Origin of the sequence: Arthrobacter sp. SLBN-122 (assembly GCF_006715165.1) — a bacterium.
In the GTDB taxonomy this organism is placed as follows: Bacteria; Actinomycetota; Actinomycetes; order Actinomycetales; family Micrococcaceae; genus Arthrobacter.
Map to the genome: position 1 here is coordinate 1,849,091 of NZ_VFMS01000001.1, position 13,140 is coordinate 1,862,230.

General features: G+C 66.3%; 10 protein-coding genes. 1 reads left to right on the forward strand and 9 read right to left on the reverse strand.

Going from position 1 to position 13,140, the window contains the following annotated elements:
- Positions 1-171: 171 nt before the first annotated feature.
- Positions 172-831, forward strand: coding sequence for a PglD-related sugar-binding protein (locus tag FBY36_RS08670; protein WP_142118593.1), 660 nt, complete (start codon positions 172-174; stop codon positions 829-831).
- Here the strand turns inward: FBY36_RS08670 and FBY36_RS08675 are convergent.
- The 9 genes from FBY36_RS08675 to FBY36_RS08715 form a co-directional block, all read right to left on the reverse strand.
- Positions 828-2,135, reverse strand: a complete 1,308-nt coding sequence (locus tag FBY36_RS08675) for a M18 family aminopeptidase (protein ID WP_142118595.1) — start codon at positions 2,133-2,135, stop codon at positions 828-830. The two genes, FBY36_RS08670 and FBY36_RS08675, sit on opposite strands and share 4 nt — an antisense overlap.
- A 22-nt stretch (positions 2,136-2,157) precedes the next feature.
- Positions 2,158-3,564: an amino acid permease gene (locus FBY36_RS08680; RefSeq protein ID WP_142118597.1), complete on the reverse strand. Its 1,407-nt coding sequence runs from the start codon at positions 3,562-3,564 to the stop codon at positions 2,158-2,160.
- A 287-nt stretch (positions 3,565-3,851) separates the two neighbouring features.
- Complete coding sequence (locus tag FBY36_RS08685) at positions 3,852-4,745, reverse strand: ABC transporter permease (protein ID WP_142118598.1); 894 nt, start codon at positions 4,743-4,745, stop codon at positions 3,852-3,854.
- Positions 4,745-5,668 carry an ABC transporter ATP-binding protein gene (locus FBY36_RS08690; RefSeq protein ID WP_142118600.1) on the reverse strand — a complete coding sequence of 308 codons (924 nt, stop codon included), beginning with the start codon at positions 5,666-5,668 and terminating at the stop codon, positions 4,745-4,747. Before FBY36_RS08690 ends, FBY36_RS08685 begins: the two co-directional genes overlap by 1 nt.
- 148 nt (positions 5,669-5,816) lie before the next feature.
- Complete coding sequence (locus FBY36_RS08695) at positions 5,817-7,313, reverse strand: bifunctional phosphatase PAP2/diacylglycerol kinase family protein (protein WP_142118602.1); 1,497 nt, start codon at positions 7,311-7,313, stop codon at positions 5,817-5,819.
- Between the two features lie 22 nt (positions 7,314-7,335).
- The gene (locus tag FBY36_RS08700) at positions 7,336-8,550 is read right to left on the reverse strand and encodes an MFS transporter (RefSeq protein WP_142118604.1); all 1,215 of its coding nucleotides are present in this window, start codon (positions 8,548-8,550) and stop codon (positions 7,336-7,338) included.
- A complete protein-coding gene (locus FBY36_RS08705) occupies positions 8,547-9,320 on the reverse strand; it encodes a DeoR/GlpR family DNA-binding transcription regulator (RefSeq protein ID WP_142118605.1) in 774 nt (257 codons plus the stop codon). Before FBY36_RS08705 ends, FBY36_RS08700 begins: the two co-directional genes overlap by 4 nt.
- Positions 9,321-9,438: 118 nt before the next feature.
- The gene (locus FBY36_RS08710) at positions 9,439-11,121 is read right to left on the reverse strand and encodes an ATP-binding cassette domain-containing protein (RefSeq protein ID WP_142118607.1); all 1,683 of its coding nucleotides are present in this window, start codon (positions 11,119-11,121) and stop codon (positions 9,439-9,441) included.
- Positions 11,122-11,146: 25 nt separating this feature from the next.
- On the reverse strand, positions 11,147-13,135 hold the full coding sequence (locus FBY36_RS08715; protein WP_142118609.1) for a penicillin-binding transpeptidase domain-containing protein: 1,989 nt from the start codon (positions 13,133-13,135) through the stop codon (positions 11,147-11,149).
- Between the last annotated feature and the right edge of the window lie 5 nt (positions 13,136-13,140).

Below are 13,140 nucleotides of genomic sequence, written 5' to 3' on the forward strand. Positions count from 1 at the left end.
CCACATAGTTCCCAGGCGGAATCCACAAAGCCTTCGACGTCCAGCCGGAAGATGTGGGCCCGGCGCATATCCTTGTGCCACGTTCAGAGGACGTCAGGCACGGCCGGAAAGGTACAGCATGGAGCGGACCCCAGTAACGAACCCCCGGCAGACTGCTGCCTGAGCGATCACGTGAGCGAACTGATCCTGGTAAGTGCCAGTGGCCTGGCGCGTGAAGTGCTGGCCATGGTCCGCAGCAGCGGCCAGTACGACGTTGTTGGGCTGCTCGACGATGACAGGGAAATGGCCGGTATCACCGTGGACGGCGCCCCCGTCCTTGGCAGCATTGATGATGCCGTGAACTACACGCACGCCTTCCTCCTGGTGTGCATGGCCGCGAGCAGGGAACGCGAAGCGGTGGTGTCGCACCTGGCTTCCCTCGGCATCGGCGAATCGAGGTACGGCACTGCGGTGGACCCTTCAGTCCAGTACCCGGAAGGCTGCCGGGTGGGGCGCGGCACCATCCTCCTGCGCAACGTCACCCTTACTGCCGCCGTCACTTTGGGTTCCCACGTGGTGGCCATGCCATCCGCCACGTTCTCTTACGACGTGGATGTATCCGACTTTGCGACGTTTGCCGCCGGCGTTTCACTTGGGGGTGGCGTCAGGATTGGCAAAGGCGCCTATCTCGGACTGAATTCGAGCGTCCGGGAACGAACGTCGGTGGGAGACTATGCAACGATCGGCGTGGGCGCGGGGGTGCTCAGCAATGTTCCCGACGGCGAAACCTGGGTTGGGGTGCCGGCCCACGAGATTGACCACGGAATGTACAGCTACGGCAGGATCCGTTAGCGCTGCGCCTCAGTCCGAAAGAACAGCTCCGTCACAGCGGCCAGGCGGCGCGGATCCTCAACCCCGCACAGCTCCCGCGCTGAGTGCATGGACAGCAGCGGCACACCGACGTCGACGGTCCGGATTCCCAGCCTGGTAGCGGTGAGCGGGCCAATGGTGGAACCGCAGGGCACCACGTTGTTGGACACGAATTCCTGGTACGGAACGCCTGCTTCGCCGCAGAGCCGCGCCCAGAAGGCTGCGCCGAACGCGTCGGTGGCATAGCGCTGGTTGGCGTTGATCTTCAGCAGCGGACCCCCGTTCAGCACGGGGTGGTTGGCGGGGTCGTGCCGCTCCGGATAGTTGGGATGCACTGCGTGCCCGGCATCGGCGGAGAGGCAGAACGACGCCGACAGGGCCTGCCGCCGCTGGCTCACCGTCGCGCCCAGGCCGTCAGAGATGCGCACCAGCACGTCCTCGAGGATGGGCCCGCATGCCCCTGAGCGGGAGTTGGAGCCGATCTCCTCGTGGTCGAACGCGGCAAGGACCGCAATCGGTCCGCCCTCAGCTGCAGTGCCCGCATGCGCGGCCAGCGCCGCCAGGCCGGCGTGGGTGGCTGAAAGGTTGTCCAGCCGCCCTGACGCGAAGAACTCCCCCTTGCCCCCGAAAACCGCCGGTGCCTGCGTGTCCGCCATGACGACGTCGTACCCGCCAATCTGGCCCGGATCAACGGATGCGCCGGCAACGGACGCTGCCAGCACACCCAGCAGGTCGGAGTCCGCCGGATTCCCCAGCCCCCACACCGGGTTCATGTGGCGCTGCTTGTCCAGCGTCAGCCCGTCGTTGACTGCCCGGTCCAGGTGGATGGCCAGCTGCGGGAAGCGGAGCAGCGGCCCGGTGGCCGTGAGGTGCTCGGTGCCGTCGAGCATCACCAGCCGGCCCGCGAGCCGCAGCTCGCGGTCCAGCCAGGAGTTCAGCAGGGGGCCGCCGTAGATCTCCACTCCGGCCTGGAGCCAGCCGTGGGCACCGGTGGTGGGCTTGGGCTTGAGCTTGAACGACGGCGAATCGGTATGCGCGCCCAGGATGTTGAATCCCGTGGCTGGTCCCGCACCTTCGGGGACCAGCCACGCGATCAGGGCGCCGTCGCGGATGATGAAGAAGGAACCGGGCCCGCCCTCCCACGGCTGCAGCTCATCCAGGCGGGTGAACCCGGCCTCCTCCAGCCGCCGGCCCCCCTCATGCGCAGCGTGGAAGCTCGACGGCGATGCGCTGACATAGGCGCCAAGGTCCTGGATGTGGTCTGCGGCAGAGGAAGGCAAAGGCATGGTCCCGAGTCTAGCGAAGCGCCTACTCGGCAGGTGCGGATGCAGCCTCGGCTGCCACGGCCGGCTGTCCGGCGGTGGCATGGCCCTTCCCGCGGTAGCGCAGGACGCCCACCGCCACTACGACGGCGGCCAGTGCAAGCGAGAGCAGCAGGGACTCGCGGGTGGATTCGACGATCACCATGCCGATCAGCAGCGCCACGATGCTGATGATCGCTGCCCAGGTGAGGTACGGGAAAAGCCACATCTTCAGCTGCAGGTCCTTCGCTGCCGCTCCCATGCGCCGTCGGAGGACCAGCTGCGAGGCGGAGATGACCAGCCACACGAACAGTGCGATGGCACCGGAGGTGTTGACCAGGAAGAGGAACACCGTGTCCGGGGCAATGTAGTTCAGGCCAACCGTCACGAAGCCGACCACGGTGGAGGCGAGGACGGCGGCAGCGGGGACGCCCCGGCGGGAGATGCGGGTCCACGCACGCGGCGCGTCACCCCGGGTGGAGAGGGAGAACAGCATGCGGCTGGCGGTGTAGAGGCCGGAGTTCAGGCAGGAGAGCACCGAGGTCAGCACCACCACGTCCATGATGGTTCCGGCGCCCGGGATGCCGAACAGTTCGATGACCGCTACGTAGGGGCTCTTGGCCACAGAGGCCGAGTTCCACGGAAGCAGGGTGACCACTACGGCGATGGAACCGATGTAGAAGACCAGGATGCGCCACACGGTGGACTTCACGGCCTTCTTGACGGCGTCCACGGGGTTTTCGGATTCGCCGGCGGCAATGGTGGCGATCTCGGCACCGAAGAAGGAGAAGACCACCACGAGGATTCCGGCCAGGACAGCGCCCGGACCGTTGGGCATGAAGCCGCCGTTGTTGATCAGGTTGCTCAGGCCGGGGGCCGGGACGCCGGGGATCAGGCCCAGGATGGCGGCGGCGCCGAAGACCAGGAAGAGGACGATCGCTGCCACCTTGATGGAGGCGAACCAGAACTCGAACTCACCGTAGGACTTCACCGAACCGAGGTTGGTGAGCGTCAGCAGCACCATGAGGACCAGGGCCCAGACCCACTGGTCAATGCCCGGCACCCAACGGTGCATGATGGCTGCACCTGCGGTGGCCTCGATGCCCAGGACGATGATCCAGAACCACGCGTAGAGCCAGCCGATGCTGAACCCTGCCCAGCGGCCCAGTGCCTTGTCCGCGTACGTGGAGAAGGAGCCGGTCTCCGGGTTTGCGGCGGCCATCTCCCCCAGCATGCGCATGACCAGGATGACCACCAGGCCGGCGGCAGCGTACGCGACGAGGATGCCGGGGCCCGCCTGCTGGATCGCGGCGCCCGAGCCGACGAAGAGGCCGGCCCCGATGACGCCGGCGATGGCGATCATGGACAGGTGCCTGGGTTTCAGGGACTTTGAAAGTTGCTGGTCAGCATGCATGGAAGCGCCGTCCTGTTGGGGAAATAGCAGAGGTTGGGCGAGGTGCCGTGGCGGACCACCGGGGACCGTGTGATGCACCACATCGTCGTTTCACCCTAGGTCCGCCATTATGCGCCTTGCTTTGTGCACTCCAACAGACCTGGTTGTGCCCAACAGGACGTGACTCCAAGCAGGAACCATCAGCGGCAAATAAAGTTTCCTCTTAGGCACTTTTGTAATGTGCCGGAAACCACGCGGCGTTCGTTCCATGCGGGACGGACGCCGCGGTGCGGACGCCGCGGTTCCCCCTAGACGTCCCGCCGTTTCAGCAGGACTGCGGCGAGCAGGACGGGGATGACCACCCAGCCGCCGAGGACCAGCGCCGCCTGCCAGGCTTCCAGTGTGTCGGGAACGTGCTGAGCGGCCGTCAGCGGCTCAACCGTGTTGCCCGGCAGGTACTTCCGGGCCTCCTTGAAGAAGTCCCCGGGGATGAGCTGGAAGGCGATGGGCGCCACAAAGAAGATGCCCACCAGGCTCATGATGCCGCCGGCGGAATTCCTGATCAGCGTGCCGAGCGCCATGCCGATTGCGGCGACGGCTGCCACGTAGATGCTGTTGACCAACAGGAGCTTCAGGGACTGCGAACTGCCAAGATCCAGAGTGAGCCCATAGTTGTCCAGGATGGGCACGGCCACCAGTCCGGCCACCCAGGTGGACACAGCGGTGACCAAGAACGATGTCAGCATGACCACCACGAGCTTTGCCGCGAACGCTGGCAGCCGCCTGGGCACGGCTGCGAAAGTGGACCGCGCCATCCCGGTGGTGAACTCCGAACTCATGAGCAGCACGCCGAGGGACCCCAGGATCAGCTGGGCGAAGGCGATGCCGGAGGTGGGCACGCTGACGGCGAGGTCGCCGCCCTGGGCGGCCATCCGGGCCGCGGCCTGCGGATCCCGCGTGGCGGCGTCGGCGAACTGGCCGGTCCCCCATGCGGAGAGGGCGCCGAAACCCACCATGACCACCGCGGTGGAAGCCAGCAGGATCAGCGTGGAAAGGAGGCTGCGGAACTTGATGACTTCCGAGTTCAGCACCCGGAGGAATGTGGGGCCGGGCAGGGAGCGCCCGCCGTTGCGGACGTTGCGGCTCCCGGCGGATGCTGCAGGTTCGGGCGAGGACGTGGATTCAGTGGCCATTGCGCTCATTACTTGCTGACCTCCGCAGCGGGAAGGGAGTGGTATTCGACGTCGTCCTTTGTCAGTTCCATGTAGGCCTCCTCGAGGCTTGCGACGAGCGGCGTGAGTTCGTAGACCATGACCTGGTTTTCCAGGGCGGCCGCCGCGATTGTTCTGGGCTCCAGGCCCGTCACTTCAAGCATTTCCCGTTCGGGGACGTCAATGGATGCCCCCCGTGCGGCAAGAAGCTGGTGGAGCCGGCCAGGTTCGTCCGTGCGGACGCGGACCCGGGATTGGCCCTTGCCGGTGATGATGTCGTGGATGGGTGCGTCGGCAATCACGCGGCCGCGTCCAATGACGATCAGGTGGTCCGCGGTCTGCGCCATCTCGCTCATCAGGTGGCTGGAAAGGAACACCGTGCGTCCCTGCCCCGCGAGGTAACGGACCAGGTTCCGCACCCAGACCACGCCTTCCGGGTCCAGGCCATTGACGGGTTCGTCGAGGATGAGGGTCTGCGGGTCCCCCAGCAGGGCCGCGGCAATGCCCAGCCGCTGGCCCATTCCCAGGGAGAAGCCGCCGGCCTTCTTGCGTGCCACGGCGTCCAGTCCGGTCATCTCAATGACCTCGTGCACCCGGGACTTGGGGATGCTGTGTGTGGCGGCCATGGCCAGCAGGTGGTTGTAGGCACTGCGGCTGGTATGCACGGCCTTGGCGTCCAGCAGTGCACCCACTTCGCGCAGGGGTGCCTTGTGCCGGACATAAGGGAGGCCGTTCACGGTGACGGATCCCGACGTCGGCCGGTCCAGTCCCATGATCATCCGCATGGTGGTGGACTTTCCTGCGCCGTTCGGGCCCAGGAAGCCTGTCACTTGCCCTGCCCTGACGGTAAAGCTGACACCGGCCACGGCGGTTTTGGCGCCGTAGACCTTGGTCAGCCCGTTTGCCTCGATCATGGAGAATCCTTTTGCACGGCAGCGCGGGGCTGCGGACGGTGTTTGGTGGATGTTCATGCCCTACGCTACCGACGCCCGGGCAGGTTTTCCCCGGAATCAGGGATGATTCAGGGGAGAATCAGGGTCCGCCTCCTGCCGCCGCCACTGGTCAGCGGCGCGGCGAGTAGTACGTCAGGGCCCTCGGCTGGATCCGGTAGGCAACGCTGCGGACTCCGGCCAGCGCTTCTCCATCCACTGCCAGCGCCATGGGCGCGCCCCCGGCGTCAATCCTGACTTCCGTGGCCTCACGCAGGTGGGTGATGCTGGAACCTGCCACCGTGCCCGTCAGCACGGACCACAGCAGCCGCACCCGTGCGAAGGATTCATCGGCGGTAATCATCCGCACATCCAGCACCCCGTCATCCATCACCGGCCGGAGAAGCGGCGCATGGTCCCGGGGGTAGAACCGGCCCCGGCCAAGATAGGCGATCCACACCTTGTGCACCACTCCGTCCACGGACAGCGTGATGGGGGTGCCCGCGGCAAAGGTCCTGAACATCGCCACGACGCCGGCCAACGGCTTCCCCAGCGCCGGCTGCAGGTACTCCCGCCGCCGCACGAAGTTCGGGTACAGGCCGATGCTCGAGGTGTTGAGCATGACCAGTTCGGATACCTCTGGGCTTCCCGCCAGGCCACGTTCCGCGGTTACGACGCCGATGTCAGCCAGGGCCGCATCACCTTTGCCTGCCGCTTCCACAGCATCCTTCAGGCTTCCTGTCCCCGCGTCGCGGGCAAAGTGGTTCAGGGTTCCCCCCGGCAGGACCAGCAGGGGAATGGAACGTTCGACGGCGGCAGCGGCTGCCGCTCCCACGGTTCCGTCACCGCCCCACACGCCCAGGGCGCGGGTACCGGGGAAGTCAGCGGTGGCGGCAATCCGCTGCAGCAGGTCCTCGTCAGGCTGCACGGTGTTTATATGCGCCTTGGGAAATACTTCCTTGAGCGCTGACGCGGTTTCCTCCTTGAACGACCCGCCCAGAGTGTTCACCACGATGCTTAGGCCCTCGCCGTCCGGCAGCTCAGGTGCACTGGTCCAGGCCCTGGTGGTTTGCGGTATCGGCGGACGGACCGGCCACCAGTGCCGTGTCACCAGGGCGGCACCGGCACCAAGCGCTGAACCGAAGAGGACGTCCGAGGGCCAGTGCGCGCCGGTGTGCACCCTTGAGTAGGCAACTCCCAAGGCGGCGGGAGCCAGGGCGGCACCCACGGCGGGACGAACAAGGCCGGCGCCGACAGCAAACGCTATGGCAGACGCTGAGTGCCCCGACGGCATGGACGAGCTCGTGGGCTGCGGATGCACGAAGCGGAAGACCGGCAGGTGCTCGGGGAGCGGGCGGGTCCGGGGGAGCAGTGTTTTAAACACCACGTTCGTGACGGCGGAGGCCACCCCCTGGGCGAGCAGGCCGTGCAGCGCGGCCCTCCGGGTCTTGCCTGGGAAGAGTGCCAGGACCGCCGCCGCCCCCATCCAGAGTTTGCCCTTGTTGGCTGAGGCTGAGAGCCGGCGAAAGAACGTGTCATGGTTGCCGCCCGGGAGGTTTGATACATGCTTGAGAAGGTATCTATCGAGGCGGCTTACCCAGCTTCGTCCCCGCGGCCTTGCGCTTTGCATGTGATCACCCTAACCCCAAGTGCTACTCCCGCTCAGCGGCCCGCTCCCCGCTCCGCAGGGGCCTTGCGGCTCCGGCCAGAAGCAGGGCCACCAGGATGGGCGCCATGATCGCCAGCAGGGCAGTGTGGATACCGGTGAGGTCACCCAGGTAACCCAGCAGCGGGGGTCCTGCGAGGAAGGATATATACCCGAGGGTGGATACAACCGAAACGCGGGCAGCGGAGTGCTGTGGGTCATCGGAGGCAGCGGACATGCCCATTGGGAAGGCCAAGGCGGCACCAACGCCCCAAAGGGCCGCGCCGATGCCGGCGAGCCAGATGTTGGGGGCCAGCACAAAGAGACCCAGTCCGGCAGCTGCCGCGGCCATGCTGGCCCGCAACACGGTGACCCGTCCGTACCTGTCGATAACGCGGCCGCCGAGGAACCGCATGGCCGTCATGGCAAGGACGAAGAGGGCGAACATAAGCGCCCCGGTTGACTCGGAGGCCGCGAGTCCGTCCACCGATGCCTTGGCAATCCAGTCGTTGCCAGCGCCTTCAGTGAGCGTGGCGCCGAGGACTACTACGCCGATCAGCAGAGTCCTGCTGTCCCTCCAGGCGGAAGGTCCCTTGGCCGGCTTCGGTTCCCCTTCGGCGGGGGCGGTTGAGATGTGAGGAAGGAAATAGCGCGGAACCACCAGGGCCACGAGCACCACCACGGCGGCAATCACCAGGAGATGCAGCGGGAGGTCGATGCCCAGGGTGGAAAGCCCTGCCCCCACGAGGGCTCCAACGAATGCGCCGCCGCTGAAGGCCGCGTGGAACTGGGGCATGATGGTGCGGCGGAGCTTATGCTCCACGTCGGCGCCTTCGATGTTTTGTGCCACGTCCCAGAGCCCGATGCCAATGCCGAAGAAGAACAGCGACACGGCCGTTCCGGGAATGGACGTGGCCGAGAGTGACAGGGCAATGCCCACGCCTGCCGCCGCCGCCAGCAGGCCGGCAAAGCGGACCGTGTTGGCGGTGCCAATCCTGCCGACCACCAGGCCGGCGGTGGGCAGTGCCAGCAACGAGCCCACGGCCGTGCACAGCAGCAGCGTGCCCATTTGGCCGGACGTGATGTGCAGCGTTTGCGTGACGGCAGGGATCCTGGCCGCCCAACTGGCGAACACCAGTCCGTTGATGCCGAAGACCACGAACGTGGCTGCGGCGGCGGCCCTCAGGCCGGCCTGCTGTTCGGTGCCGGTGTTGGTGCTCATACGCTCACTACTTCCACAGAGTATTTTTCGAGTTCGGCTTTGTCCCTGGCGCTGAGTTTCCGGTCCGTCACGATCACATCCACCCGGTCCAGGCCGGCGACGAGTACCCGGGCATTGGCGTGCCACTTCGCTGCTGAGGCGGCCACCACCACGCGTGCCGCCGACTCCAGGCCGGCTTTCTTTACCGCTGCATCCTCCAGGTCGTGGGCCAGCAGGCCGTCGTGGAAATCCACGGCGCAGGGCGTGACCACCGCGGTGTCAAAGCGCAGCGACCTGATGTTGGACTCGGCCAGGGGCCCGCGGAAACAGAGTTCGCCGGGCACCACGCTACCGCCGGGCAGCAGCAGAGTGGGGCGGGCGCCCCCGGCATTGTCCCCGCCTGTGGCTGCATTGAGGGCCTGCAGGGACATGGGCATCAGGGTCAGTTCCCGGCCAAGCGCTGCCCGGGCCACCTCCGTTGCCGTACTGCCGCTGTCAAGCCAGACATGTTCACCCCGGACCAGCAGTCCCGCCACGGCAGCCGCGATGCGCTTCTTCGCGTCCTGGTCCTCCAGCTCGCGCTGTCCATAGCCGGGGTTCTGTCCGTGGCCGATCAGGCTCCGTGCACCGCCGTGGACCCTTCGGAGGACGCCATGGCCTGCCAGTACTTCAAGGTCCCGGCGGATGGTTGCGCCGGAGGCGGCACAGGCCTGCATCAGGTCCTCGACGCTTACCTCGGGCTGCCGCCGGAGGATTTCGGCAATGGCCCGGTGCCGCTCATCGGTCTTCATGAGCATATGCTAACAGTCAATGATCATTTGCTCAGTAAGAAAGAGAGATAACGGTTTGCTCCATCAGTTACGGCTGCTAATCCATCGGTATAACAGCCATATCTGATAGGGCAACCTCTCAGCGGACGCGGTCAACCCTTTGTTCGTCCCATACCGGCTCAGCCGACTCGTAAACCTTCCCGTCGGAGCCGAACACCAGGAACCGGTCGAATGTCCGCGCGAACCAGCGGTCGTGGGTGACCGCCAGGACGGTTCCTTCGAAGTGGTCAATGGCCCGTTCCAGTGCTTCAGCCGAATGCAGGTCCAGGTTGTCCGTGGGTTCGTCGAGCAGCAGCAGGGTGGCACCGCTGAGCTGCAGCAGGAGGATCTGGAACCGTGCCTGCTGCCCGCCAGAGAGGGACTCATACTTCTGTTCCGACTGTCCTGCAAGCCCGTAACCGTCCAGTGCACCTGCGGCTGCCTCCCGGCCAAGGCCGGAACGGTGTTCATCGCCGCGGTGCAGGATTTCCAGCAGCGTCTTTCCCAACAGGTCGGGACGGACATGGGTCTGGGCGAAGAATCCGGGCCGGATCCTGGCGCCCAGTTTCACGGTGCCTTCGTGCGGTACCTCTGCGATCTCCACGTCGGAAACCGGCAGGTGCTCGCGTTCGGGGTCGGTGCCGCCGGTGGCCAGCAGCCGAAGGAAGTGTGACTTGCCGGAGCCGTTGGAGCCCAGCACGCCCACGCGGTCGCCGAACCAGACCTCTGTGGAGAAGGGCTTCATCAGCCCGGTCAGTTCCAGCTGCTCCGCCACGATGGCACGCTTCGCGGTCCGCCCGCCCTTGAGCCGCATCTGCACGTTCTGCTCGATGGGCAGTGCCTCCGGCGGCCCCACTTCAAGGAACTTGGCCAGCCGGGTCTGGGCGGCATGGTAGCGGTTGGCCATATCTGAGCGGAAAGCGGCCTTGTTCTTGTACATGTTGACGAGTTCCTTGAGCTTGATGTGCTCCTCGTCCCAGCGTTTCCGCAATTCCTCGAACCGTGCGTTCCGGTCCGCCCGCGCCTCCACGTAGGATCCGAACCCGCCGCCATGGATCCATGCGGCGGCCCCGTTGATGCCGGGCTCCAGGGTGACAATGCGGCCGGCAGCGTTGTTCAGCAGTTCCCGGTCGTGGCTGATGAAGAAGACGGTCTTCCTGGACTCATTCAGCTTCTCCTCCAGCCAGCGCTTGCCGGGCACGTCAAGGTAGTTGTCCGGTTCGTCCAGGAGGAGGAGATCGTCCGGGCCGGCGAACAGTGCCTCCAGCACCAGCCGCTTTTGCTCGCCGCCTGAAAGGGTCGACGCCGGGCGGTGCTGTGCGCGGTCAAACGGCAGTCCCAGCGCGGCCATGCAGACCTCATCCCAGACGGTCTCGACGTCGTAGCCGCCGGCGTCCCCCCAGTCCACGATGGCCTGGGCGTAGCGCATCTGAGTGGGTTCGTCGTCGTGCTCCATCATGGCCAGTTCGGCGTCATCAACCTCGCGGGCGGCGGAAGCCAGCGCCGGGGGAGCGGCGGACACCAGGAGGTCCCGGACGGTGGAGCCGTCCCGCACCTGCCCCACGAACTGGCGCATGATGCCCATGTTTCCGGAGCGTCCAATGACACCCTCGTCCGGGACCAGGTCTCCTGCGATGATCCGGAACAGCGTGGTCTTGCCTGTGCCGTTGGGTCCGATCAGGGCGGTCTTGGTGCCGTCCGGAACCTTGAAGGTCACCCCGTTCAGGAGCTGGGTGCCGTCGGAGAGGAAGTAGTCGATGCCGGAAACGTCAATATGGGCCACACCGTCAATCCTCCCATGGCCGTCCCTAGCCGGCGGCGGTGAGGAATTGCTTCAGCAGCGGGCCGGAGGTGGTGGCGCCCAGGCCGCCGTCCTCCACGAAGACGGCCACGGCCAGGTCGCCGTGGACGGCCACGATCCAGGCATGGGTCTTCGGCGGATTCTCGTTGCCGAACTCGGCGGTTCCGGTCTTCGCTCCGACAGGCGCCCCGGGAACGCTCGAAAGGAAGCCGGCGTGGCCCGACGTAACCACCGCACGCATCATGTCTGCCAGTGACGCAGCCTCCGCGGCCGTGATCGGCTTGTCGGAAGCCGTGGATGGTGCCTCGGCGGTCGCCGTCGCGGAAGGTGCGGCGGCAGGAGCAGTGGAGCCCGCCGTCGTTCCCGCAGCCGGAGCCCCCGCATCGGGGTTGAGCACCAGTTGCGCGGAGACGGGGGCGCCCTTGGCCACCGAGCCTGCCATGATGGCCGCGGACAAGGGGGAGAGCAGTACCTTGCCCTGGCCGATCATGGACGCTGCGTGTTCGGTGCCCTGGGCCTGCCCGGGAACCGAACCGAGGAAGGCTTCAGCACCAAGTTTCGGCGCTTCGACCGCCACCCCCATGGACGTAGCGGCGGCTTCCAGCTGGCCCTGCGACACCGCGTCCCGCTGGGAAATGAAGGCGGTATTGCAGGAGTGCGCAAAGGCGTCCCGCAGGGTCACTGCACCCAGGGAGGTCTCCGGGTACCCTTCGGAGTTCTTGAAGGTCCGCCCGTCCACGGTGAGCGTGGGGGTGCACTGGACGGTGGAGTCCGGCGTCATCCCGTTGCGGAACATGGCCAGCGAGTCCACCATCTTGAAGATGGAACCCGGGGCGTACTGCCCCAGCATGGCTGTGTTGTACCCGTTGCTGCCCGGCCCCGAAGCCGCTGCCAGCACGGCACCGGTGGAAGGCCGAAGGGCCACGATGGCTGACGCCGGCCCCACTCCCTCCAGGGTGCTCTCGGCCAGGGTCTGCAGCCGGGGGTCAAGGGTAGTCTTCAGCGGCGTCCCAGGCTTGGGCTCCACCTGGAAGAGGACGCGCCGGGGGTCGGTGCCGGCGGACTGGATTTGTTCCCGCGTAAGGTCGGCGCGTTGGGCACGGATGACCACGGCGTCCGATCCGCGGAGCTGTTCGTCGTATTGCTGCTGGAGCCCGCCGATGCCCGTGACGTCTCCGGGAGCCAGGGCACCATCGGACGCTTCGATCTGTTCGGCCGTGGCTTCCCCCACCGAACCGAGCACGGCACGGGCAAAGGTCCTGCTCGGAGCCAGGGGGATCGATGCCGGAATGCCGCGGGCGCCCGGGATGGCCCGGATCTGCTCATCGGAGATGGTCCTTCCCTCTTCCCGCAGGGTGATGGCCCGAACGAAGGCCTGCGCACCGGCTGCCTTGACCTGCTGCACGTAGGCGGCAGGATCCACCCCTACAAGGGCCGCCAGTTTTCCGGCGGAATCGGCAGGGTCCGCGCTGCCCAGCTGGGGCTTGTCGATGCCCACGTTCACCACGGGACGGTAAGTCACCAACGGGACGTCTCCGGCGCCAAGGATGTCGGCACGCTGAGGGGACTGGGATCCCTTGGTCACAATTTCGCTGTCCCCGAGGCCAGGCACCAGGAGGCCCGGATTCCAGACGGTGAGCCATTTGTCGCCGGACTTCCTGAAGTTCGCCGGGATGGTGTACTTCCACTCCGCATCGCCAAACTTCCAGGTGTAGTTCAACGGGGCGGAGGCCTTATCGCCGTCCAGCGTGAGTCCGCCCGCCTGGACCTCGGGCTTTTGCGGATCCAAGGCCGCAAAGACCTGGTGCAGCTGGTCATTGGCTGCGGCGGCGTCCTTGCCGTCAAACGCAACCGATCCCACGTCCAGGGCCGATACTGCCGTGGCCAGCTGTTGTGCCGCGGCTTCGGCGCCGGACTTTCCGTCGTCGCAGGCCACCAGCGAGGTTCCCAGGATGAGTGCAGCTATGGCAAGCGAAAGTTTTGTTGATTTCCCCATGGCGC

Coding starts and splice junctions, on each gene's coding strand:
- FBY36_RS08675 (WP_142118595.1), bottom strand. CDS start 2,135: ATGCCTTTGCCTTCCTCTGCCGCAGACCACATCCAGGACCTTGGCGCC.
- FBY36_RS08680 (WP_142118597.1), bottom strand. CDS start 3,564: ATGCATGCTGACCAGCAACTTTCAAAGTCCCTGAAACCCAGGCACCTG.
- FBY36_RS08685 (WP_142118598.1), bottom strand. CDS start 4,745: ATGAGCGCAATGGCCACTGAATCCACGTCCTCGCCCGAACCTGCAGCA.
- FBY36_RS08690 (WP_142118600.1), bottom strand. CDS start 5,668: ATGATCGAGGCAAACGGGCTGACCAAGGTCTACGGCGCCAAAACCGCC.
- FBY36_RS08695 (WP_142118602.1), bottom strand. CDS start 7,313: ATGCAAAGCGCAAGGCCGCGGGGACGAAGCTGGGTAAGCCGCCTCGAT.
- FBY36_RS08700 (WP_142118604.1), bottom strand. CDS start 8,550: ATGAGCACCAACACCGGCACCGAACAGCAGGCCGGCCTGAGGGCCGCC.
- FBY36_RS08705 (WP_142118605.1), bottom strand. CDS start 9,320: ATGAAGACCGATGAGCGGCACCGGGCCATTGCCGAAATCCTCCGGCGG.
- FBY36_RS08715 (WP_142118609.1), bottom strand. CDS start 13,135: ATGGGGAAATCAACAAAACTTTCGCTTGCCATAGCTGCACTCATCCTG.